We start from the raw sequence: 18,281 nt of genomic DNA, 5'->3' as shown, positions 1-18,281 counted from the left end.
TATGCGCGCGGTTCCCCGGAATCATCGACTCCCTGTCACGGAATCGTGACAGCCGGTACGGACGTACTCCTGAGCAGCACGAAGGGCCGTACCCGAGTACTACGGGTACGGCCCTTCGCGTCGTGCGAGGTGTCCGGTCAGACCGCGATCGCGACCTCCGCCAGACCGCCCTGCTGGGCGACGACCGTGCGGTCGGCGGTGGCGCCGGGGACGAGGGCGCGGACGGTCCAGGTGCCTTCGGCCGCGTAGAAGCGGAACTGGCCCGTCGCGGAGGTGGGGACCTCCGCCGTGAACTCGCCGGTCGAGTCCAGGAGACGGACGTAACCGGTCACCGGCTCACCGTCACGCGTCACCTGGCCCTGGATCGTGGTCTCACCGGGCTTGATCGTCGAGGCGTCGGGGCCGCCGGCCTTCGCTCCACACATGCTGTCACTCCAGAGGTCTTGAACGGTCGGGCAGGGGCACAGAGGGGTCAGGCAGGGGATACCTGAGTACTACGGGTCGGCTACTTGTTGGCGCCGAGCTCGATCGGGACGCCGACGAGGCTGCCGTACTCGGTCCAGGAGCCGTCGTAGTTCTTGACGTTCTCGACACCGAGCAGCTCGTGCAGCACGAACCAGGTCAGCGCGGAACGCTCACCGATCCGGCAGTACGCGATCGTGTCCTTCGCGAGGTCGACCTGCTCCTCGGCGTACAGCTCCTTCAGCTCGTCGTCCGACTTGAAGGTGCCGTCGTCGTTGGCGTTCTTCGACCACGGGATGTTGCGCGCGGACGGCACGTGGCCGGGGCGCTGCGACTGCTCCTGCGGCAGGTGCGCGGGGGCGAGCAGCTTGCCGGAGAACTCGTCGGGCGAGCGCACGTCGACCAGGTTCTGCGAGCCGATCGCGGCGACGACGTCGTCACGGAAGGCGCGGATCGCGGTGTTCTGCGGCTTGGCCTTGTAGTCGGTGGCGGTCCGCTCGGGGACCTCCTCGACCAGCTCGCGGGCGTCGAGCTCCCACTTCTTGCGACCGCCGTCGAGCAGCTTCACGTTCTCGTGGCCGTACAGCTTGAAGTACCAGTAGGCGTAGGACGCGAACCAGTTGTTGTTGCCGCCGTAGAGGATCACCAGCGTGTCGTTGGCGATGCCCTTCGCGGACAGGAGCTTCTCGAAGCCCTCCTGGTCGACGAAGTCACGGCGTACCGGGTCCTGGAGGTCCTTCGTCCAGTCGATCCGGATGGCGTTACGGATGTGGTTCTTCTCGTAGGCCGAAGTGTCCTCGTCGACCTCGACGATCGCGATGTCGGCGTTGTCGAGGTTGGCCTCGACCCAGTCGGCGTCGACCAGGACGTCGCTGCGGCTCATGTTCGTTCTCCTCCGGGGCAGTTGCGGCGGGGGTGTGCGAAGTGCGGGTGCGGGCGCGCCAGTTGCCGTTCACATCGACGGGGTGCGGCGCGCGATGCCCAGAAATAGGGCCGGCGAGTTTCAGGAAGCGATACAGAGCATGGCGGCGACGCGGCACAGGTCGACTGCCCGCCGCTTCGTGAGATCCGCCTGACGCTTCATGCCGTCGATCGTAGGGACGGATCGGGCATGCTGTCACCGGCGTGTCGTATCGCGAGACGCGATCGTCCGCATTTCGAGACGAAGGGTCCCTCGGGGGTACTACGGGCCGTACCCGTAATACTCCCGAGGGACCCGGTATCTACGGTACGGACGCCCCCGTCTCGCCAGTCGGACAAGGGACCCGTACGACCCCTACCCCGCGAGGCGGACGTTCGAACCCTTCACCGTGATCTCCACACCGCTCTTCGCCGCAACCACCTTGTCCAGCTTGATCCCGCCCGGCAGGTTCTCGATCTTCTGCTCGAAGTCGGTGATCTTGCGGACCTCGCTCTCGGCGGCCTGCACACCCCCGAAGCTGGGCAGGTTGTCGGCGTGCACCTTCACGGTGTCGCCCACGACGGTCACCGTGCTCAGCACGGACGCGGGCGCCTTCTGCCCGAAGGCGTCGATCTCGACGTCCACCTTGATCTTCCCGTTGCCCCCGTCGGACAGCCCGACGACCTCCGCCTCGACGCCCCGCGTGATCCGCGTCGGCTCGGACTTCGCGGCCTTCAGCAGCTCCGCGTACGAGATCGCGGCGGTGCCGCTCGCGGTGGAGGCCGTCGCCGAGCTGAAGCTGCTGTCGAAGTCGACGCCCTTCATGCTCGCCTTGAGGTCGTCGATCCGGATCGTCCCGGTGCTCGTCCCGGTCGCCGCGTCGTACTGCTTGATGCCGACCTCGACGTCGTCGAGCTTCCCGCCGAGCGCCTGGGTGAGGAACGGGAAGCCCTTGATGGAGACGTCCGGGGTGGCCGCCAGGCCCTCGTTCGCCTTCAGCTTGTCCGCGGCCTCTCCCTCGGCGAAGTTCACCGCCAGCCGGTCCGCGAGCACGAACAGCCCGCCCAGTACCACCACGACGATCAGAAGTATCCGAAGCCCGCGCATTGCTGTGGTTCCCCCAGTGAGTGCCGACCGGGGCCCTGAAGACACCCGGTCCTTACGGCCACCCAAGGTAACCCGCTGGGCAAGGCTTCCCCGGAGACTGTCGAACGGTTGTGACAGTCACCGGGCACGCGCGCGTGGCGCGTCGCCCGGTGCGCGGAAGCGGGGCGGCGGGTCCTAGCCCAGCGCCCGGCCCAGCACGTAGACCGCCGGGGCGGCCAGCGCGAGCGGCAGCGCCACGCCCGCCGTGAAGTGCACGAACCTCGACGGGTAGTCGTAGCTGGCCACCCGGTGGCCGACGAGCGCGCAGACCGCCGCGCCCGCGCCGACCAGCGCGCCCGCCGCGCCGACGTCGTTCATGCCGCCCACCGCGATGCCCGCGCCGGCCGCCGCCAGCAGGGAGACGACCACCGAGGCGGGCGTCGGCAGCGGCAACGCGCGCGCGAGGATCGCCACGGCGACCGCCGCCGCGCCCACCGAGACCGCGTCGGAGTCGGCGCCCAGGAAGCCCGTCGCGACGATCGCCAGCGCGCTGCTCGTGACGGTGGCCATCAGGCCGTACATGCGCTCGTCGGGGTCCGCGTGGGAGCGGAGCTGGAGGATCAGGCACAGGAGCACCCAGACGCCGAGGGTGCCGAGGATCGCCGCGGGCGCGTGCTCCTTGCCGACGCCCAGCAGGACCGCGTCCGCGACCAGCGCGCCCAGGAAGGCCAGCGCGATGCCCTGGCGGGCGGGCCACATGCCGTTCAGCCGGAACCAGCCCGCCGCGGTGACGGCCTGGAGCGCGACGAGCGGCAGCAGCAGGCCGTACACCCCGAGGGGCGCCGTACCGGCCAGCAGGAGGCCCAGCAGGGCCGTCAGCGCGGCCGGCTGCATCCCGGGCTCGATGATCGGCGAACGGCCCTCCAGCCGGGCCCGCTGCGCGTCGGTCACGCGCGCGTTGCCGGCGAGGGTGGCGGGGCCGTAGCCGGGGCCGGCGGACGGCTCGGGGGCGGCCTGCGCGACGGCGGCCTGCGCGGACGGGACCGCTTGCCCGGGAGGCGCGAAACGGTCGGCGGGCGCGCCCGCGTGCGCGAACCCCCCGGCGGACGCCCCGGGAGCGCCGTACGCGGTCGCGTACGGACCCGCCTGCGCGCCGTTCGCCGCGAACCCCCCGGAGGAGGCGTCTGCGGACGCGTACGGGCCCGAGGCGCCGTCCGTGGCGAACTGCCCGGTGCCCGGTGCGTACGCGCCTGTGGGGGCGCCGGTGTACGGGTTCTCCGGGGCCGGGCCGGGCTGGGCCGGCTGCTGCCAGGCGTACGGGGAGGGGGCGCCCTGCTGCGGAGGGAGGTAGGCCGTCTCCTCCGCCGGGGAGGGCATCTGGAGGGACGGCTGGACGCTGGTCTCCCAGGTCTCGCCCTGCCACTGCTGGGCGTCGTCGTCCGGGGCGTCGTACGCCTGGCGGCCCTGCTGCGGCCACTGGGGCGCGTACGGGTCGTAGGGACCCTGCTGGTCGGTCATCGGTGACTCATCCTCCTGCGAACGGCGGGAGCACCTCGACCGTGCCGCCCTCGGCCAGCCGTACCGTCTCATGCGCGCGCGTGCCGACGGGGTCACCGTCGACCAGGAAGGAGCATCGCTCCAGGACACGCGTGAGTTCCCCGGGGTGTCGCTCGCGCACGGCGGCGAGGGCCTCGGCGAGGGTGGCCGCGTCGTACGGCTCCTCCGCGACCTCGGCGGCGGCCTTCGCGGCGGCCCAGTAGCGCACGGTGACCTTTGGCATCCGTTCCTCGAAACAGCGGCAAGACGATCGGTATCCGGACGTCAAAGGCTAGCCCGCCCGACTGACAGCCCAGTCCCCGATGCGCGCGAGCAGCCCCTCGCTCGCGGCGTGCTCGGCGTGCCCCATGCCGGGCTCCAGCCAGAGTTCCGCGTGCCCGGGGGCGGCATCGGCGAGGCTGCGGGGGTGGTCGAGGGGGAAGTACCCGTCGGCGTCGCCGTGGACGACGAGCAGCGGCGTGGGCGCGATCCTCGCGGCGGCCTCGACGGGCGACAGGGGCACCGGGTCCCACTCCTGGTGGTGGATGCGCGTGCCGAAGCCGTAGCGGCCCAGGAGGCGCCCCTCCGGGCGGGTCACGAGCCAGTGCAGGCGGCGCATCGGCGGGGTGCCCCGGTAGTACCAGCGCGCGGGGGCGCTGACGGAGACTACGGCGTCCGCGTCCCCCGGGTGCAGCGCCGCGTGCCGCAGGGCGACCGAGCCGCCCATGGAGAAACCGACGGTCACCACGCGCGCGTGCCCGAGCGCACGCGCCCAGTCGACGGCCGCCGCCAGATCGAGGACCTCCCGGTCGCCGACGGTGGACCGCCCGCCGGAGGCGCCGTGGCCGCGGAACGAGAACGTGACGACGGCACCGTACCGACGCAACGCGTCCACCACCCGCCGCACGTGCAGACGGTCCGCGGCCCCGGTGAAGCCGTGGGCGATGACGAACGCCGGGTGATCGGCCGGTTGACCGGAAGTGTCGTTTTCTTCGTCCCGCGCGCGGTTCGTTTCGTATACAGCGAGCGGAGGATCGTATACGGAATCGATCGTCACCCCATCAGCGGTAGGCAGAAACGTCCGTATAGGGGTGAGTCTGGGCGTCTCGCCATTCGGACGAACGGTGGAACGCGCCACATGACCTGCCGGACTGTCGCTCATGTCGGCTATTCTGCTGGGCAGAGGACTCGGGCAGCGAAGCCCCCGGGTCCTTTTGTGCTTTCGGAAGCGTTGTATACGAAGCGGGAAACCGCAGGTGTACGGCGGATCACCAGATCATCCGGCCGAGCGCACGCGAAGGCAGTGCCGTACATGTCCTCGCAGGGACCGAGGAGGAACCGGACGTATGAGTTCTCTGCTGCTCCTGACCAATGCCCTCCAGCCGTCGACGGAGGTGCTCCCGGCTCTCGGCCTGCTCCTGCACAACGTGCGGGTGGCCCCGGCGGAAGGCCCCGCCCTCGTCGACACCCCGGGCGCGGACGTCATCCTCGTGGACGGCCGCCGCGACCTCCCCCAGGTCCGCAGCCTCTGTCAGCTGCTGCGCTCCACGGGCCCCGGCTGTCCGCTCGTCCTGGTCGTCACCGAGGGCGGCCTCGCCGCCGTCACCGCCGACTGGGGCATCGACGACGTCCTGCTCGACACCGCCGGCCCGGCCGAGGTCGAGGCCCGGCTGCGGCTCGCGATGGGCCGCCAGCAGATCGTCAACGACGACTCCCCGATGGAGATCCGCAACGGCGACCTCTCGGTCGACGAGGCGACGTACAGCGCGAAGCTCAAGGGCCGCGTCCTCGACCTCACCTTCAAGGAGTTCGAGCTCCTGAAGTACCTCGCCCAGCACCCGGGCCGCGTCTTCACGCGCGCGCAGCTGCTCCAGGAGGTATGGGGGTACGACTACTTCGGGGGCACCCGTACCGTCGACGTACACGTACGACGCCTGCGCGCGAAGCTCGGTCCGGAGCACGAGTCACTGATCGGGACCGTCCGGAACGTGGGTTATCGATTCGTTACGCCCGAGAAGGGCGAGCGGGTCCCGGAGGACGCGAAGGCCAAGGCCGCCCCCGCAAACACGGAGGATGCGGACGAGTCGGCCGTCCCCCTGTCCGCCGAGGTCTAGGGCCTGATCGGACGGGGCGTCGTCGGCGTGCGGTTACCGCACGGTCACCTCTGATTCGCCCTGCCCGGTACCGGTTGATCCGCGTAGACTCCGCGCGTGGCCAAGGTGACGAGGGACGATGTAGCACGCCTGGCGGGGACGTCGACCGCCGTGGTCAGCTATGTCATCAACAACGGACCCCGGCCGGTCGCCCCGGCCACGCGCGAGCGTGTCCTCGCCGCGATCAAGGAACTGGGGTACCGGCCCGACCGGGTCGCCCAGGCGATGGCGTCCCGCCGGACCGACCTCATAGGTCTGATCGTCCCGGACGCCCGCCAGCCGTTCTTCGCGGAGATGGCGCACGCGGTGGAGCAGGCGGCGTCCGAGCGCGGGAAGATGGTCCTCGTAGGCAATTCGGACTACGTCGGCGAGCGCGAGGTCCACTATCTGCGGGCCTTCCTCGGGATGCGGGTCTCCGGCCTGATCCTCGTCTCCCACGCCCTGAACGATCTGGCCGCCGCCGAGATCGAGGCGTGGGACGCGCGCGTAGTACTTCTGCACGAGCGGCCCGAGGCCATCGACGACGTCGCCGTCGTCCTCGACGACCTGAACGGCGCGCGGACGGCCGTCCGCCATCTCCTGGACCATGGATACCCGTACGTCGCGTGTATGGGTGGCACGGCTGATACCCCGGCGGTAGGCGACCCTGTCTCCGACCACGTCGAGGGGTGGCGGCAGGCGATGGCCGAGGACGGGATCTCCACCGAGGGGCGGCTCTTCGAAGCCCCCTACAACCGGTACGACGCCTATCGCGTCGCCCTCGGCATCCTCTCCGGGCCCGAGCGCCCGCCGGCGGTCTTCTGCTCCACCGACGACCAGGCGATCGGCGTCCTGCGGGCGGCCCGTGAGCTGCGCATCGACGTACCCGGGGAGCTGGCGGTCGTCGGCTTCGACGACATCAAGGAAGCGGCGCTGGCCGATCCGCCGATGACGACGGTCGCCTCCGACCGGTCCGCGATGGCCCGCACGGCGGTGGATCTGGTGCTGGACGACGGGCTGCGGGTGGCGGGGTCGCGGCGGGAGCGGGTGAAGGTGTTTCCGTCGCGGTTGGTGGTGCGGCGGTCTTGCGGGTGCCCGTAGGGGGTTCACCTAGGGGTGCTCTTGCAGAGAGCGGTTTCTGAGAGGTTCCTGAGAGGCGGGGCAATTCGCCCTAGGAAGCCTTTATCCAGGGGTGACGGCCTTCTCGGAGCGTTCTCAGCGGGGACTCAGGAAGCTCTCATGGTCGGGGACGAAGCTTCTTTCCATGACCGAGAGCTTCCGCCGCGACGGCGAGTACGAGAACCAGCAGAACCCGTACCAGGGCGCGCAGCAGTACGGCTCCACGCCCGTCGAGCCCACGCCGGCGCACTCCTCGCCGGCGAACGCGTCCCCGGTGAACGCCTCCCCGGTGAACCCGGAGTGGCCGCCCCCGCCGCCGCACCGGCCGGCGTACGGCGCGCAGACGGAAGCTCCCGGCCAGACCACCGCCGTCCACGCGCAGCCCGAGCGGAAGAAGAAGCGCACGCGCGGCCCCCTCGCCCTCCTCGCGGCGGTCGCGATCGTCGCGGCGGCGATCGGCGGCGGCACCGCGTACGGCATACAGGAGCTGACCCACAAGGACGAGACCGTCGCCACCACGACGACCAGCGTCGTGCCGTCCAGCAAGAAGGGCGACATCGCGGCCATCGCGGCGGCGGTCAGCCCGAGCATCGTCGAGGTCAAGGCGACGCTGAGCAACGGGAGTTCGACCGGGTCCGGCGTCATCATCACGAGCAACGGCGAGATCGTCACGAACAACCACGTGATCTCCGGCGCGACCCAGATCCAGGTCCAGACGAGCGACGGCAAGACGTACACCGCGAAGGTCGTCGGCACCGACAGCAAGAAGGACCTCGCGCTGATCAAGCTGGAGAACGCGTCCGGCCTGAAGGCGGCCTCCCTCGGCGACTCCTCCGCTGTCGATGTCGGTGACTCGGTCATCGCGATCGGCTCCCCCGAGGGCCTCACCGGCACCGTCACCAGCGGCATCGTCTCCGCGCTGAACCGGGACGTCACCGTCTCGACCGACGAGAGCCAGGGTCAGCAGCAGCAACAGCAGGGCGGGGGCTGGCCGTTCGAGTTCGGCGGGCAGCAGTTCAACGGCGACACCGGGTCCTCGACGACGACGTACAAGGCCCTCCAGACGGACGCCTCCCTCAACCCCGGCAACTCCGGCGGCGCCCTCATCGACATGAACGGCAACATCATCGGCATCAACTCCGCGATGTACTCGGCCAGTTCGTCCAGCTCCTCGGACGCGGGCAGTGTGGGCCTGGGCTTCGCGATCCCGATCAACACGGTCAAGTCCGACCTGGCCACACTGCGGGCCGGCGGCTCGGACAACTAGGACAGTTCGGTCTCAGTAAGGGGTTACGACATGATCCAGCAGGTCAGCCACACCACCACCGGCACCGGCGCCGCCGACACGGCCCTCGCCCTCTCGATCGCCGCCGCCCTGCACGAGCCGGTCCGTCCGGGCCGTGCCCCCGAGGTCGCCCTCCTGAGCACGACCGCCGCCCGCCGGGCCCTGCGCAACCGGCGTCGCGCGGCGGCCTGAGGGGCGGGGAAGGGTCGTACGGGATGCGCGGGCCGTCACAGCGTGCGAGAAGCGCGGGACGCCGTACGAGAAGTACGGGCCCGTCGTACTCCCCCGGACCCGTAGCCCCCGTAGTACCCCGTACCCCCGTACTACGGCGTACGACATCGTCCGCGCCGATCGTCCGCGCCGCAGGAAGACGCCCATACGCGCCCCCGGGGAAACATGCGAGGCTGATAGCCCTTGCCGGCGGCGAGGGCGACCCGCCCCGCCGTGACCCCCCGCACCCGAGGAAACCGAGCCCATGAGCCCCGCCGAAGGCGACCGTGACACCCAGCGCATCCTGATCGTCGACGACGAGCCGGCCGTGCGTGAAGCACTCCAGCGCAGCCTGGCCTTCGAGGGGTACGACACCGAGGTCGCCGTCGACGGCGCCGACGCGCTGGAGAAGGCGGCGGCGTACCGTCCCGACCTCGTCGTCCTCGACATCCAGATGCCCCGTATGGACGGGCTGACCGCCGCGCGCCGTATCCGGGGCGCCGGGGACACGACGCCGATCCTCATGCTCACGGCGCGTGACACCGTCGGCGACCGGGTCACCGGGCTGGACGCGGGGGCGGACGACTACCTCGTCAAACCCTTCGAACTCGACGAACTCTTCGCCCGCGTACGGGCGTTGCTGCGCCGCAGCTCCTACGCCGCGCCCGCGTCCGGGCCCGTCGAGGAGGACGAGGCGCTCACGTTCGCGGATCTGCGGATGGACCTCGCGACCCGGGAGGTCACCCGGGCGGGGCGCCAAGTCGAGCTGACCCGCACGGAGTTCACGCTGCTGGAGATGTTCATGGCGCATCCGCGCCAGGTCCTCACGCGGGAGCAGATCCTCAAGGCGGTCTGGGGCTTCGACTTCGAGCCGTCCTCCAACTCCCTCGACGTGTACGTCATGTACCTCCGCCGCAAGACCGAGGCCGGCGGCGAGCCCCGCCTCGTCCACACGGTGCGGGGCGTCGGCTACGTCCTGCGCCAGGGCGGCGCGGAATGAACAAGGTCACCCACTGGTTCCGCACGCTCCCGATCCGGGCCAGACTGTCGATGCTGGTCGCGGCGGCGGTGGCGTTCGCGGTGGCGGCGGTTTCGGTGACGTGCTGGTTTCTTGTGCAGGGGAAACTGTACGAGCAGGTCGACAACGACCTCGGGAAGGCGGCGTTCATCGGGGGTCCCCAGCAGCGGGCCATCGAGAACGCGCTCAGCAACTGCACGCAGACCGCGCAGACTTACCCGGGCATTCGCGGCACCTACTCCCAGGCGATCACCTCCGACGGCACCTCGTGCGTCATCCAGGGCTCGCAGGGCCTCGTCAAAGTGACCTCGGACGACACGAAGGTCATCAACGACAAGTCGAGCGGGGAAGGCACCTACCGCAACGGCGTCACCACCGACGGCACCGAGGTCAGGGTCCTCACCATCCACCTGACCATCAAGAACGCCCTCACCGGGGAGTCCTCCGGAGCCGCCTTCCTGGTGGCCCTGCCGCTCAACAACACCAAGTCCACCCTCAACGAACTGGCGTTGATCCTCCTCCTCGTCTCCGGCCTCGGAGTCGTCGGCGCCGGAGCCGCCGGCCTCTTCGTCGCCCGGGCCGGGCTTCGCCCCGTCGACAAACTCACCGAGGCCGTCGAACACGTGGCCCGCACCGAGGACTTGAACATCCGCATCCCGGTGGACGAGGACGCGGAGGACGAAGTCGCGCGCCTCTCCCGCTCGTTCAACTCGATGACCGCGTCACTCGCCAACTCCAGGGAACTGCAACAGCAGTTGATCGCGGACGCGGGGCACGAGCTGCGCACCCCCCTCACCTCGCTCCGCACGAACATCGAACTCCTCACCCGCAGCGAGGAGACGGGCCGCCCCATCCCGGAGGCGGACCGCAAGGCACTGCTCGCGTCGGTGAAGGCGCAGATGACGGAACTGGCGTCGCTGATCGGGGACTTGCAGGAGCTGTCGAGGTCGGAGGGCCAGCGAGGGGAACGCGTCCAGGTGGTCTCGCTGGAGGACACCGTGGAACACGCCCTGCGCCGCGCCCGCCTGCGCGGCCCGGAACTGACGATCACGGCGACCCTGGAACCCTGGTACACCCGGGCGGAACCGGCGGCCCTGGAGCGCGCGGTGGTCAACATCCTCGACAACGCGGTGAAGTTCAGCCCCGAGGCCGGCACGATCGAAGTCACCCTGGCCGACGGCACGTTGACCGTCAGGGACCACGGCCCCGGCATCGCGGAGGACGAACTCCCGCACGTCTTCGACCGCTTCTGGCGCTCCCCCTCGGCCCGTGCCCTCCCCGGCTCCGGCCTGGGCCTGTCCATCGTGGCCCGCACGGTCCAGCAGGCGGGCGGCGACGTCACCCTGACCCGCGCGGACGGCGGCGGCACGGTCGCGACGGTCACCCTCCCGGGCGCCCCGGTCCCCCCGCCGGAGACCCCGGAGCCGCAGGAACCCCCGCAGGCCCTGGCCCCCAGGTGATTCCCCCTACCCCCACAGAGCCACCTCGTACGATTTTCGCCATGACCGAAAAGTGGACCACCCGCGAGGCCACCCCCGCGGACCTCGAACCCCTGCTCGACATCCGGGCGACGGCGATGCGCCCGGACCTGGAGCGCCTGGGCCGGTACGACGAGCACCGGGTCCGCAGCCGGCTGAGGGACGCGTACGACCCCGCGCACACCCGGATCATCGAGGTGGACGGCGAGATCGCGGGCTGCGTGGCCCTGCGCCCGGCGCCGGACGGCGACTGGCTGGAGCACTTCTACCTCGCCCCCGGCCTGCACGGACGGGGCATCGGGAGCGGCGTCCTCCGGGAGACCCTGGCCCGCACGGAACGCCCGGTCCACCTCAACGTCCTCCAGGGCAGCCCCGCCCGCCGCCTCTACGAACGGCACGGCTTCGTCCTGGACCACGAGGACGCCGTGGACGTGTACCTGACGCGCACGCCGGCGCCGTAGCTCCCGGGTAGTAGCTCCCGAGGGGTAGCTCTCAGGGGGTAGCTCGCAGATCGTAGGGGACCGTCTCCGGGGCCGCCGGGAAAGCGGAGAAACGTACGACGGAAAATCCCCGGTACGAGTGGTTCGAGGGCGAGTCCGGGGGCGCGCGGGAGCGTACCCGGCGATGATGACCCGCTGTGTCGTCTCGTGTGCGTGTCCTGTTCCTCCCGCTGCTCACCCTGCTGCTGCTCGTGGGCCAGTCCTGCGTGCCGCTGTCGCGCGGCGAGGACGCGCGCGCGGCGCTGTCCGGCCCGCCGCCGTCTCCCGGTTCGGTGAAGTTCGGCGCGTACGTCGGCTACGGCTCCGACGGCATCGCCCGTATCGCCGGTCTCGGCACCTGGCTCGGGCGGGGTGTCCCGACCGTCGGCCACGCCTATCTGCCGGGCGACCGCTGGACCAACATCGAAGGTGCTCCCGGGTACTTGGTGCACTGGGCGGCCTGGCGCGCGGCCCGCAAGGACCGCCTGTTCGTCCTCAACGTCCCTCTCCTGGAACGGAACGAGGCCCATCTCCCGGACGCGACGGTCCGCACCGAACTCCGCAAGGGCTCGACGGGCGCGTACGACGCCCACTTCACCGCCCTGGCCCGGCGCCTCGTGAGTCTCGGTCTGAACGACACGGTCCTCGTCCTCGGCTGGGAGATGAACGGCATCACGTACACGCACCGTTGCGGCCCGGACCCGGCGGCGTGGAAGCGGTACTGGGTGCGGATCGTGAACGCGATGCGGAAGGTCCCCGGGCAGCGGTTCCGTTTCGAGTTCACCCCCAACAGGGGCCGGGACGCGATCCCTTGGCCCCGCTGCTACCCGGGCGACAAGCACGTCGACATCATCGGCATGGACGCCTACGACTCCCCGCGCGGCATGTCCTTCACGACCCAGCTGAACGAGCCGTACGGCCTCAGGGAGCACGTCCGCTTCGCCCGCGCCCACCGCAAGCCGATCGCGTTCCCGGAGTGGGGGCTGTTCGACAACGGCGACAACCCGGCATACATGCGGGGGATGTTGGACTGGATCGCCCGGCAGAAGCCGCTGTACCAGACGATCAGCGACTACTGTCCGCACGGCGTCTGGCGGTGCCGCTCGAACCCCAGGTCGTCGGCCGTCTACAAGGCGCTGCTGGGCAAGAAACGCTGAACCCCCTCCGGAGCGTGCCGACTTGGGCAACTCGGGAGGGGGCGGCCTGAGGTGACGTCGCGTCAGTTAGCGGCGGCTCGCCGGCGTCGTACCGCCATGAAGCCGACGGCGGCGACGCCCGCCGCTGCCGCGGCGCCACCGATCGCGAGGCCGGTGGTGCCGATGCCCGCGGTCTTCTTCTCGGCGGCCGTGCCCTCGGGGCCCGCCGCGCCGCCGGGGAGGGTGTCGAGGTCGCTCGCGCAGACCGTGGGGGCCTTGGCGCCGTTGAGGAAGGCGCAGGCGGTACTGGCGGCGCGCAGGGCCTTCTCGTCCGTCCTGCCGAGCTCGATCCGGGAGGTGAACTCGGCCTTCGCCTCCGGCTTGACGTCGGCGGTCCAGGTGATGACGCCGTTCTTGGCGACCTGGCCGCCCTCGGACGCCTCGGGGCGGCCCGCGGTCTCCGGGACGCGCTGCTCGACACGGAGGTCGGTGAGGGCCTCGCCGCCCTGGTTGTGGACGATGATCCGGTAGGCGAGCTTGTCGCCGCCGGCCGCCTTGTCGACGCCGTCGGTGATCTCGATGGACATCGGGGGAGCGGCGGGCGCGGCGGGCTCGGCCGGGGCGGCGGGGGCGGCCTTCTTGTCCGCCTCCTGCTCGGGGCCGTCGGCGACGGCGGCGGTGACCGGCTGGAGCAGGGCGAGGCAGACGGCGGCCGGGACGAGGGCGATCCGGGACAGGCGCAGACCAGAGGTCACGGTGGGGGGTCCTTTCCGTACGGGCACGGGGTCATGCCAGCACGGCCCGCCGGCCGGCCGGTCCCGACATTCCGATGATCACGCCCGCTTGGGTCACGGGTTTGACGCCATCCGGGGGAACGGCCCCGCAACCCGTCTGTCGTACCTCTCAGGGACTCCATCCGGCCTAGATGATCCGACAATGCTACGAAAACCGCGCATGCGTCCCCACCGCCTCGGCGCCGCGATCGGAGCGGTCCTCCTGGTCGCCCTCACCGCCGCCCCCGCCGACGCCCGGGACTCCGTCCGCGACCGGGCCGCGCGCCTGGTCCAGGAGCACGAACGGGCGCGCGCCCAGGCCGACTTGCTGCGCCGCTCGGACGCGGCGCCGAAGCGGGTCCGGGCCGCCGAGCGCCGTCGTACGGCGGTCCGCGACCGGCTGTGGAACATGCTGCGGGCGCATGGGCGCGCCCTCGGCGACCCGGTCGCCGTCAACCCCTCGGGGAGGGGCGCGAGTTGTCCGAAGGGCCGGGCGACCGCGGCGCCGCGCGCGGTCTCCCGCTGGACGGCTCCGACCCGTGGCTACTGGCTCTCCGCCGGGTACGCCGCGAAGGGCAGCCGCTGGCAGAACCGGCACACCGGCCAGGACTTCGCCGTCGGCGCCGGCACCCCCGTCTACGCGGTCGGCGCGGGCGAGGTCCGGGTCACCACCTGCGGCGACGGCTTCGGCAACCAGATCCTGATCCGCCACCGCGACGGCTACTTCACCCAGTACGCGCACCTCTCCCGCATCGACGTCCGCAAGGGGCAGCGGGTCGCCGCCGGGCAGCGGATCGGGCTGTCGGGGGCTTCGGGGAACGTGACCGGGCCGCATCTGCACTTCGAGGTGCGGATCACGCCGTACCTGGGGTCGGCGGTGTCGCCGCTGCCGTGGCTGAAGAGGAAGTCGGTACGGGTCGTGAGGTGAACCCCGAGTACCGCCCCGAGTACTGACTCCTGAGTACTAGGGGTACGACAGGCGGGGCCCGCCCCGCGCGAGGACGGCGCGGGGCGGGCCCGGTACCCGTACGACCCGTAGACCCTGAGCGGGCTCAGCCCGGGTGGATCACCGCGTCCCGGGCGACGGCCCGCATCTGGGTCTTCTTCGTCGGCGTCAGCAGCGTGCTCGTCCCGCTCGTGGCCGTGTTGACGCAGACCCCGCCGAACTGGGCGGAGTACAGGTAGTACGACTTGGAGAAGTTCGTGAACGGCTTGCCGTCGACGAGGACGTCGTCGTACCGGACGCCGTCGGTGACCGCCGAGCCCCAGTCGTGGATCTCGGTGATCACCTCGACCTGGGTGCCGGAGGGCGGGCCGGTGACGTGCACCGTCTGCCACCAGTCACGGGTGACGTTCTTGAGGTACATCTCGTAGTCCTGCGAGTTCTTCGCGGTCTTGACGCTCGCCTGGATGACGTCGCCGGGCCCGACCGCGCGCTTCGCGTACACGAAGTTCGCCGGGAACTGCTCCCACCAGGCGTAGTACGTCGCCTTCCCGGCGTCGCACTCCACGCTGGTGCCGATCTGGTTGAGCGGGTCCTTCCAGCTGTCGCCGCTGCCGAAGCCCACCCACTGGTCGGTGAGGCCGTCGGGGTTGCCGGTCGCGGACGTGCAGTCGGCGGTCGGGACCTTCCACCGCGCGCTGACGCTGGTGTGGACCCCGTCGAGCTGGAAGCCGGTCCAGTTGCCCTGGGGCGCGGTGCAGGCGGCGGCCTCGGCGAAGGCGGGGCCCGTCATCATCAGGGCCGAACAGGAGAGCGAGCCGAGGACGGCGAGCCGTCGTTTTGTACGCATACGGCGATGATCAAGTCCGTCACCTGCGCGTTCGCTCCGCCACTCCGGAGGCTGACCCGCACGGGTGCGCGATTCCCCCGGCCTGACGGGTGAACGAGACGGTCACTCAAGGGTGATTCCGCGGAACCCCGCGCAGGGCACTCGTAGTACCGGTCACACCTGTGGGTGAGGGAGTGGGGCAGTGTCCGGGGGCGATCAGGAAGGCAGTGCATGACCACCCGTCAGTACCGGCCAGGGGCCGAACTCAAGGCAGAACGCGCCCGGCGCTGGGCCGCCTGCGCGGCTCTGGGTGCCGTCGTCCTCGGCGCGGCCGGCCTCACCCCGGCCTCCGCCCACGGTCGTACCCCTGAGGTCCTGTCCCCCTTCGGAGCCGCGGCGGCTCCCGCCCCGGGCGATGTCCTGACCCCGGAGGGCCGTGGTACCCGTAGTACCCGTAGTACCTCCGACGGACTCGACTCGTCGCGGGCCCTCTCCCCCTCCGGCACGGCCGTCCGCCAGCGTGCGGGCACGATCCGCGACGAGGCGCTCGCACCGATCTGCGGGACGAAGCCGGGGCAGGAGGTGCGCTTCCCGCTCTTCGACGACGTCCTGGTGAAGGCAGTGGAGACCGGCCGCGAGACGGTCGACGGACACCTCATCTGGCGCGGCGAGGTCCCCGGCACCACCGACCAGACGGTCCTGGTCACCCTGACCGGCGGCTGCGACGGCACGGCCGGCAACGAGTACCTGGGCGCCCAGTTCGCCCTGGGCGGCGCGCTGTTCGACATCACCGCGACCGGGCCGGGGAAGGTCGTCATCTCCGAGACGACGCCGCTGGTGGACGAGCACGAGCAGCAGGTGGTGCCGCCCCGGGCCGTGCGGGGGGCGCCGGGGGCCGGGGCAGGGGCAGGGGCGGGGGGCATGTCGGCGTCCGAGGCCCGCGACCCTCGTACGACCCGTAATACCCCTGGCAGTCCGGGTGGTCCCCGTAAGGCTCCCAAGGCGGACTGCAAGGGCGGCGCGAACATCTCGGTCGTGGACACGCTCGTCGCGTACACCCCGAAGGCCAGGGCGGAGGCGGGCGGCGACGCCCAGATCCGCGCCCAGGCCGTGAAGGGCGTCTCCCTGGCGAACGAGGCGTTCTCGGCGAGCGGCATCGACGTCCGCCTGCGGCTGGTGTACACGACGCCGGTCGACGTCCCGGCGGCGTACGACACCGTCTCGGGCACCTCGCTCGCCGCGTTCGCGAAGAAGGGCGACGGGATCGCCGACACGCTGCCGGCGCTGCGCGACCAGTACGGGGCGGACCAGGTCAGTGTGATCGCGGGCGGCACGGCGGCCGGCGGTATCGGGTACATCCCCGCTCCGGCGGGGCCGGCCTGGGCGGAGTGGACGTACACGGTCGTCGCCCAGTCCGCGATCGCGACCTACTCCTTCGGGCACGAGATCGGCCACAACCTCGGCTCCAACCACGACTGGACGACCGACCCGGGCCAGCCCGACAACGGGGCGAGCGGCTACTTCCCCGCGAAGGGCGACTTCTCGACGCTGATGGCGTACGAATCGAGCTGCCGCACGGCGACCAAGGGCGGCTGCGGCCGGGTCAACCGGTTCTCCAACTCCAGCCAGAACTATCGGGGGTTGCCGCTCGGCAAGCCGATGACGCAGACCGACTCGGCGGACTCGGCGGCGGTCCTCGGCGCGAGCGGCAAGGCGGTCGCGGCCTACCGCACGGCCGTCACGGACGACTCGCTGTGCGGGGTGACGACGTCCGTCTCCCCGGCCGCCTCGGGCACGGTCGCCCCGGAGACCCCGGGCCCGTACGCGAAGAACGCGACGGTCTACTTCACGGCGACACCCGCGAAGGGGTACGTCTTCGACCGCTGGATGCTGGACGGCAAGCAACAGACCTCCACGGCAACCCGGTTCGCGGTCACGACCGCCAACGACCGTGTCCTGCAAGCGGTGTTCAAGAAGGGCACGACCCCCACAGCGAAGGTGACCACGAAGTCGTCCGGCAGCGGGACGGTCAAGGCGACGCCGACGAAGAAGTCGCTCGCCGCGGGGGACCCGCTCATCGGCACCGACCTGCTCTACGAGGCTGTCCCGGCGGCTGGTTGGAGCTTCGCCGGGTGGAAGCTGAGCAGCGGGTCCTACGCGGGTGACCTCTCCCGGGTCGGCGTGCGGGTCGGCGATTCGGACCAGGGGCTGGAGGCGGTGTTCGCGCCGCGCACGCTCACCCTGGAACTGTGCCCGCACGGCCACGGCACGCTGACTGCGGCCCGCACCGGCAAGTACGCGGTCGGCGACACCGCGATCGTCACGGCGAGACCGGCCAAGGGGCATGTCCTGGCAGGCTGGTTGCTCGACGGACGTCCGTACGCGGGGAGCCCTTCGGGTGAGGCGATCGTCAGCTTCTCGGACGGCCACAGCCACACGCTGAAGGCGAAGTTCCGCAAGAAGTAAGGCAGTTGACCGGCGCTCCCGGCCCTCTCCAGCGTTCCCGTCGGCGTCGGTCGCCGGCGGGACGCTCGGCGCCGGAGGGCGGGAGGCCGGTGTGCTCCCGCCCTGCGGCGCCGGGTGGGGGCTGCCCCGCCGACCAGGGGCAGCCCCGCTTGTGTCGCCGCCGAGGGGAGGTGCGGGGCCGGGTGCCATGCCATGACAGCGGCCGTGGGGTCCAGCCTGTCGGACCCGGCCCCTCCCGTCCCCCGGGCGGCACGACCAGGCTGCCGCACCTCGGGGCGCGGGCGCAGTCGCGTAGGGGAAGATCCGTACACCTAGCGGCCGGTGCGGGCGGGTTGCCGTATGCGTACGTACCCCTAGCCCGTCCGGGACGGCCCCGACGGGGCTCCCCTAGGGGCGTGCCCTGTCATACCCGTAGTCCTTCAAGGGGC

At 71.2% G+C, this 18,281-nt stretch carries 19 protein-coding genes; 10 read left to right on the top strand and 9 right to left on the bottom strand.

Annotated elements, in window-relative coordinates; all coding sequences use genetic code 11:
• Nucleotides 1-137: 137 nt before the first annotated feature.
• The 7 genes from ABZX85_RS37450 to ABZX85_RS37420 all read right to left on the bottom strand — a co-directional run bounded on the left by ABZX85_RS37450 (nucleotide 138) and on the right by ABZX85_RS37420 (nucleotide 5,147).
• Nucleotides 138-425 (bottom strand): DUF1416 domain-containing protein, encoded by a 288-nt coding sequence (locus ABZX85_RS37450; protein ID WP_010351646.1) that lies wholly within the window; start codon nucleotides 423-425, stop codon nucleotides 138-140.
• 80 nt (nucleotides 426-505) lie between these two features.
• Nucleotides 506-1,345, bottom strand: coding sequence for a sulfurtransferase (locus ABZX85_RS37445; RefSeq protein WP_355879198.1), 840 nt, complete (start codon nucleotides 1,343-1,345; stop codon nucleotides 506-508).
• Between the two features lie 120 nt (nucleotides 1,346-1,465).
• Nucleotides 1,466-1,546 carry a putative leader peptide gene (locus ABZX85_RS37440; RefSeq protein WP_355879453.1) on the bottom strand — a complete coding sequence of 27 codons (81 nt, stop codon included), beginning with the start codon at nucleotides 1,544-1,546 and terminating at the stop codon, nucleotides 1,466-1,468.
• Nucleotides 1,547-1,738: 192 nt separating this feature from the next.
• Nucleotides 1,739-2,470 (bottom strand): DUF2993 domain-containing protein, encoded by a 732-nt coding sequence (locus tag ABZX85_RS37435; RefSeq protein WP_355879196.1) that lies wholly within the window; start codon nucleotides 2,468-2,470, stop codon nucleotides 1,739-1,741.
• A 174-nt stretch (nucleotides 2,471-2,644) separates the two neighbouring features.
• Entirely contained in the window at nucleotides 2,645-3,967 is a 1,323-nt protein-coding gene (locus ABZX85_RS37430; RefSeq protein WP_355879193.1) for a hypothetical protein, read from the bottom strand.
• 7 nt (nucleotides 3,968-3,974) lie between these two features.
• The gene (locus ABZX85_RS37425) at nucleotides 3,975-4,229 is read right to left on the bottom strand and encodes a MoaD/ThiS family protein (RefSeq protein WP_355879190.1); all 255 of its coding nucleotides are present in this window, start codon (nucleotides 4,227-4,229) and stop codon (nucleotides 3,975-3,977) included.
• A gap of 48 nt (nucleotides 4,230-4,277) precedes the next feature.
• On the bottom strand, nucleotides 4,278-5,147 hold the full coding sequence (locus ABZX85_RS37420; protein WP_355879187.1) for an alpha/beta fold hydrolase: 870 nt from the start codon (nucleotides 5,145-5,147) through the stop codon (nucleotides 4,278-4,280).
• A 184-nt stretch (nucleotides 5,148-5,331) separates the two neighbouring features.
• Here ABZX85_RS37420 and ABZX85_RS37415 point away from each other — a divergent pair, with 184 nt between their 5' ends.
• The 8 genes from ABZX85_RS37415 to ABZX85_RS37380 all read left to right on the top strand — a co-directional run bounded on the left by ABZX85_RS37415 (nucleotide 5,332) and on the right by ABZX85_RS37380 (nucleotide 12,863).
• Entirely contained in the window at nucleotides 5,332-6,099 is a 768-nt protein-coding gene (locus tag ABZX85_RS37415) for a response regulator transcription factor (protein WP_355879185.1), read from the top strand.
• 96 nt (nucleotides 6,100-6,195) lie between these two features.
• Complete coding sequence (locus tag ABZX85_RS37410) at nucleotides 6,196-7,218, top strand: LacI family DNA-binding transcriptional regulator (RefSeq protein ID WP_355879182.1); 1,023 nt, start codon at nucleotides 6,196-6,198, stop codon at nucleotides 7,216-7,218.
• 163 nt (nucleotides 7,219-7,381) lie between these two features.
• Entirely contained in the window at nucleotides 7,382-8,503 is a 1,122-nt protein-coding gene (locus tag ABZX85_RS37405) for a trypsin-like peptidase domain-containing protein (protein WP_355879180.1), read from the top strand.
• A gap of 30 nt (nucleotides 8,504-8,533) precedes the next feature.
• Nucleotides 8,534-8,713 carry a hypothetical protein gene (locus tag ABZX85_RS37400; RefSeq protein WP_355879177.1) on the top strand — a complete coding sequence of 60 codons (180 nt, stop codon included), beginning with the start codon at nucleotides 8,534-8,536 and terminating at the stop codon, nucleotides 8,711-8,713.
• Between the two features lie 283 nt (nucleotides 8,714-8,996).
• The gene (locus ABZX85_RS37395; RefSeq protein ID WP_355879174.1) at nucleotides 8,997-9,731 is read left to right on the top strand and encodes a response regulator transcription factor; all 735 of its coding nucleotides are present in this window, start codon (nucleotides 8,997-8,999) and stop codon (nucleotides 9,729-9,731) included.
• Nucleotides 9,728-11,209 (top strand): HAMP domain-containing sensor histidine kinase, encoded by a 1,482-nt coding sequence (locus ABZX85_RS37390; RefSeq protein WP_355879171.1) that lies wholly within the window; start codon nucleotides 9,728-9,730, stop codon nucleotides 11,207-11,209. Before ABZX85_RS37395 ends, ABZX85_RS37390 begins: the two co-directional genes overlap by 4 nt.
• A 41-nt stretch (nucleotides 11,210-11,250) precedes the next feature.
• Entirely contained in the window at nucleotides 11,251-11,688 is a 438-nt protein-coding gene (locus ABZX85_RS37385; protein ID WP_355879168.1) for a GNAT family N-acetyltransferase, read from the top strand.
• Between the two features lie 176 nt (nucleotides 11,689-11,864).
• The gene (locus ABZX85_RS37380) at nucleotides 11,865-12,863 is read left to right on the top strand and encodes a glycosyl hydrolase (protein ID WP_355879165.1); all 999 of its coding nucleotides are present in this window, start codon (nucleotides 11,865-11,867) and stop codon (nucleotides 12,861-12,863) included.
• Nucleotides 12,864-12,925: 62 nt separating this feature from the next.
• Here ABZX85_RS37380 and ABZX85_RS37375 read toward each other — a convergent pair whose 3' ends face one another.
• Entirely contained in the window at nucleotides 12,926-13,597 is a 672-nt protein-coding gene (locus tag ABZX85_RS37375; protein WP_355879162.1) for a hypothetical protein, read from the bottom strand.
• A 199-nt stretch (nucleotides 13,598-13,796) separates the two neighbouring features.
• Here ABZX85_RS37375 and ABZX85_RS37370 point away from each other — a divergent pair, with 199 nt between their 5' ends.
• Nucleotides 13,797-14,543, top strand: coding sequence for a M23 family metallopeptidase (locus tag ABZX85_RS37370; RefSeq protein WP_355879159.1), 747 nt, complete (start codon nucleotides 13,797-13,799; stop codon nucleotides 14,541-14,543).
• A 124-nt stretch (nucleotides 14,544-14,667) separates the two neighbouring features.
• On the opposite strand, the gene ABZX85_RS37365 is transcribed toward ABZX85_RS37370, so the two are convergent.
• Entirely contained in the window at nucleotides 14,668-15,408 is a 741-nt protein-coding gene (locus ABZX85_RS37365; protein ID WP_355879156.1) for a G1 family glutamic endopeptidase, read from the bottom strand.
• A 210-nt stretch (nucleotides 15,409-15,618) separates the two neighbouring features.
• Between ABZX85_RS37365 and ABZX85_RS37360 the strand changes: the two genes are divergently transcribed.
• Nucleotides 15,619-17,853 carry a reprolysin-like metallopeptidase gene (locus tag ABZX85_RS37360; RefSeq protein ID WP_355879153.1) on the top strand — a complete coding sequence of 745 codons (2,235 nt, stop codon included), beginning with the start codon at nucleotides 15,619-15,621 and terminating at the stop codon, nucleotides 17,851-17,853.
• Nucleotides 17,854-18,281 lie beyond the last annotated feature (428 nt).

It is taken from the genome of Streptomyces sp. NPDC004539 (genome assembly GCF_040610055.1).
In the GTDB taxonomy this organism is placed as follows: domain Bacteria; phylum Actinomycetota; class Actinomycetes; order Streptomycetales; family Streptomycetaceae; genus Streptomyces.
Note: the sequence above shows the minus strand (reverse complement) of the source record. Positions and strands in the feature narration are given on the sequence as shown.

What these genes read in the sequence shown, in the direction of transcription:
- ABZX85_RS37395 (WP_355879174.1), top strand. Translation starts at nt 8,997, where the DNA reads ATGAGCCCCGCCGAAGGCGACCGTGACACCCAGCGCATCCTGATCGTC.
- ABZX85_RS37390 (WP_355879171.1), top strand. Translation starts at nt 9,728, where the DNA reads ATGAACAAGGTCACCCACTGGTTCCGCACGCTCCCGATCCGGGCCAGA.
- ABZX85_RS37365 (WP_355879156.1), bottom strand. Translation starts at nt 15,408, where the DNA reads ATGCGTACAAAACGACGGCTCGCCGTCCTCGGCTCGCTCTCCTGTTCG.
- ABZX85_RS37440 (WP_355879453.1), bottom strand. Translation starts at nt 1,546, where the DNA reads ATGAAGCGTCAGGCGGATCTCACGAAGCGGCGGGCAGTCGACCTGTGC.
- ABZX85_RS37445 (WP_355879198.1), bottom strand. Translation starts at nt 1,345, where the DNA reads ATGAGCCGCAGCGACGTCCTGGTCGACGCCGACTGGGTCGAGGCCAAC.
- ABZX85_RS37405 (WP_355879180.1), top strand. Translation starts at nt 7,382, where the DNA reads ATGACCGAGAGCTTCCGCCGCGACGGCGAGTACGAGAACCAGCAGAAC.
- ABZX85_RS37450 (WP_010351646.1), bottom strand. Translation starts at nt 425, where the DNA reads ATGTGTGGAGCGAAGGCCGGCGGCCCCGACGCCTCGACGATCAAGCCC.
- ABZX85_RS37420 (WP_355879187.1), bottom strand. Translation starts at nt 5,147, where the DNA reads ATGAGCGACAGTCCGGCAGGTCATGTGGCGCGTTCCACCGTTCGTCCG.
- ABZX85_RS37360 (WP_355879153.1), top strand. Translation starts at nt 15,619, where the DNA reads ATGACCACCCGTCAGTACCGGCCAGGGGCCGAACTCAAGGCAGAACGC.
- ABZX85_RS37430 (WP_355879193.1), bottom strand. Translation starts at nt 3,967, where the DNA reads ATGACCGACCAGCAGGGTCCCTACGACCCGTACGCGCCCCAGTGGCCG.
- ABZX85_RS37435 (WP_355879196.1), bottom strand. Translation starts at nt 2,470, where the DNA reads ATGCGCGGGCTTCGGATACTTCTGATCGTCGTGGTGGTACTGGGCGGG.
- ABZX85_RS37415 (WP_355879185.1), top strand. Translation starts at nt 5,332, where the DNA reads ATGAGTTCTCTGCTGCTCCTGACCAATGCCCTCCAGCCGTCGACGGAG.
- ABZX85_RS37400 (WP_355879177.1), top strand. Translation starts at nt 8,534, where the DNA reads ATGATCCAGCAGGTCAGCCACACCACCACCGGCACCGGCGCCGCCGAC.
- ABZX85_RS37370 (WP_355879159.1), top strand. Translation starts at nt 13,797, where the DNA reads ATGCGTCCCCACCGCCTCGGCGCCGCGATCGGAGCGGTCCTCCTGGTC.
- ABZX85_RS37425 (WP_355879190.1), bottom strand. Translation starts at nt 4,229, where the DNA reads ATGCCAAAGGTCACCGTGCGCTACTGGGCCGCCGCGAAGGCCGCCGCC.
- ABZX85_RS37385 (WP_355879168.1), top strand. Translation starts at nt 11,251, where the DNA reads ATGACCGAAAAGTGGACCACCCGCGAGGCCACCCCCGCGGACCTCGAA.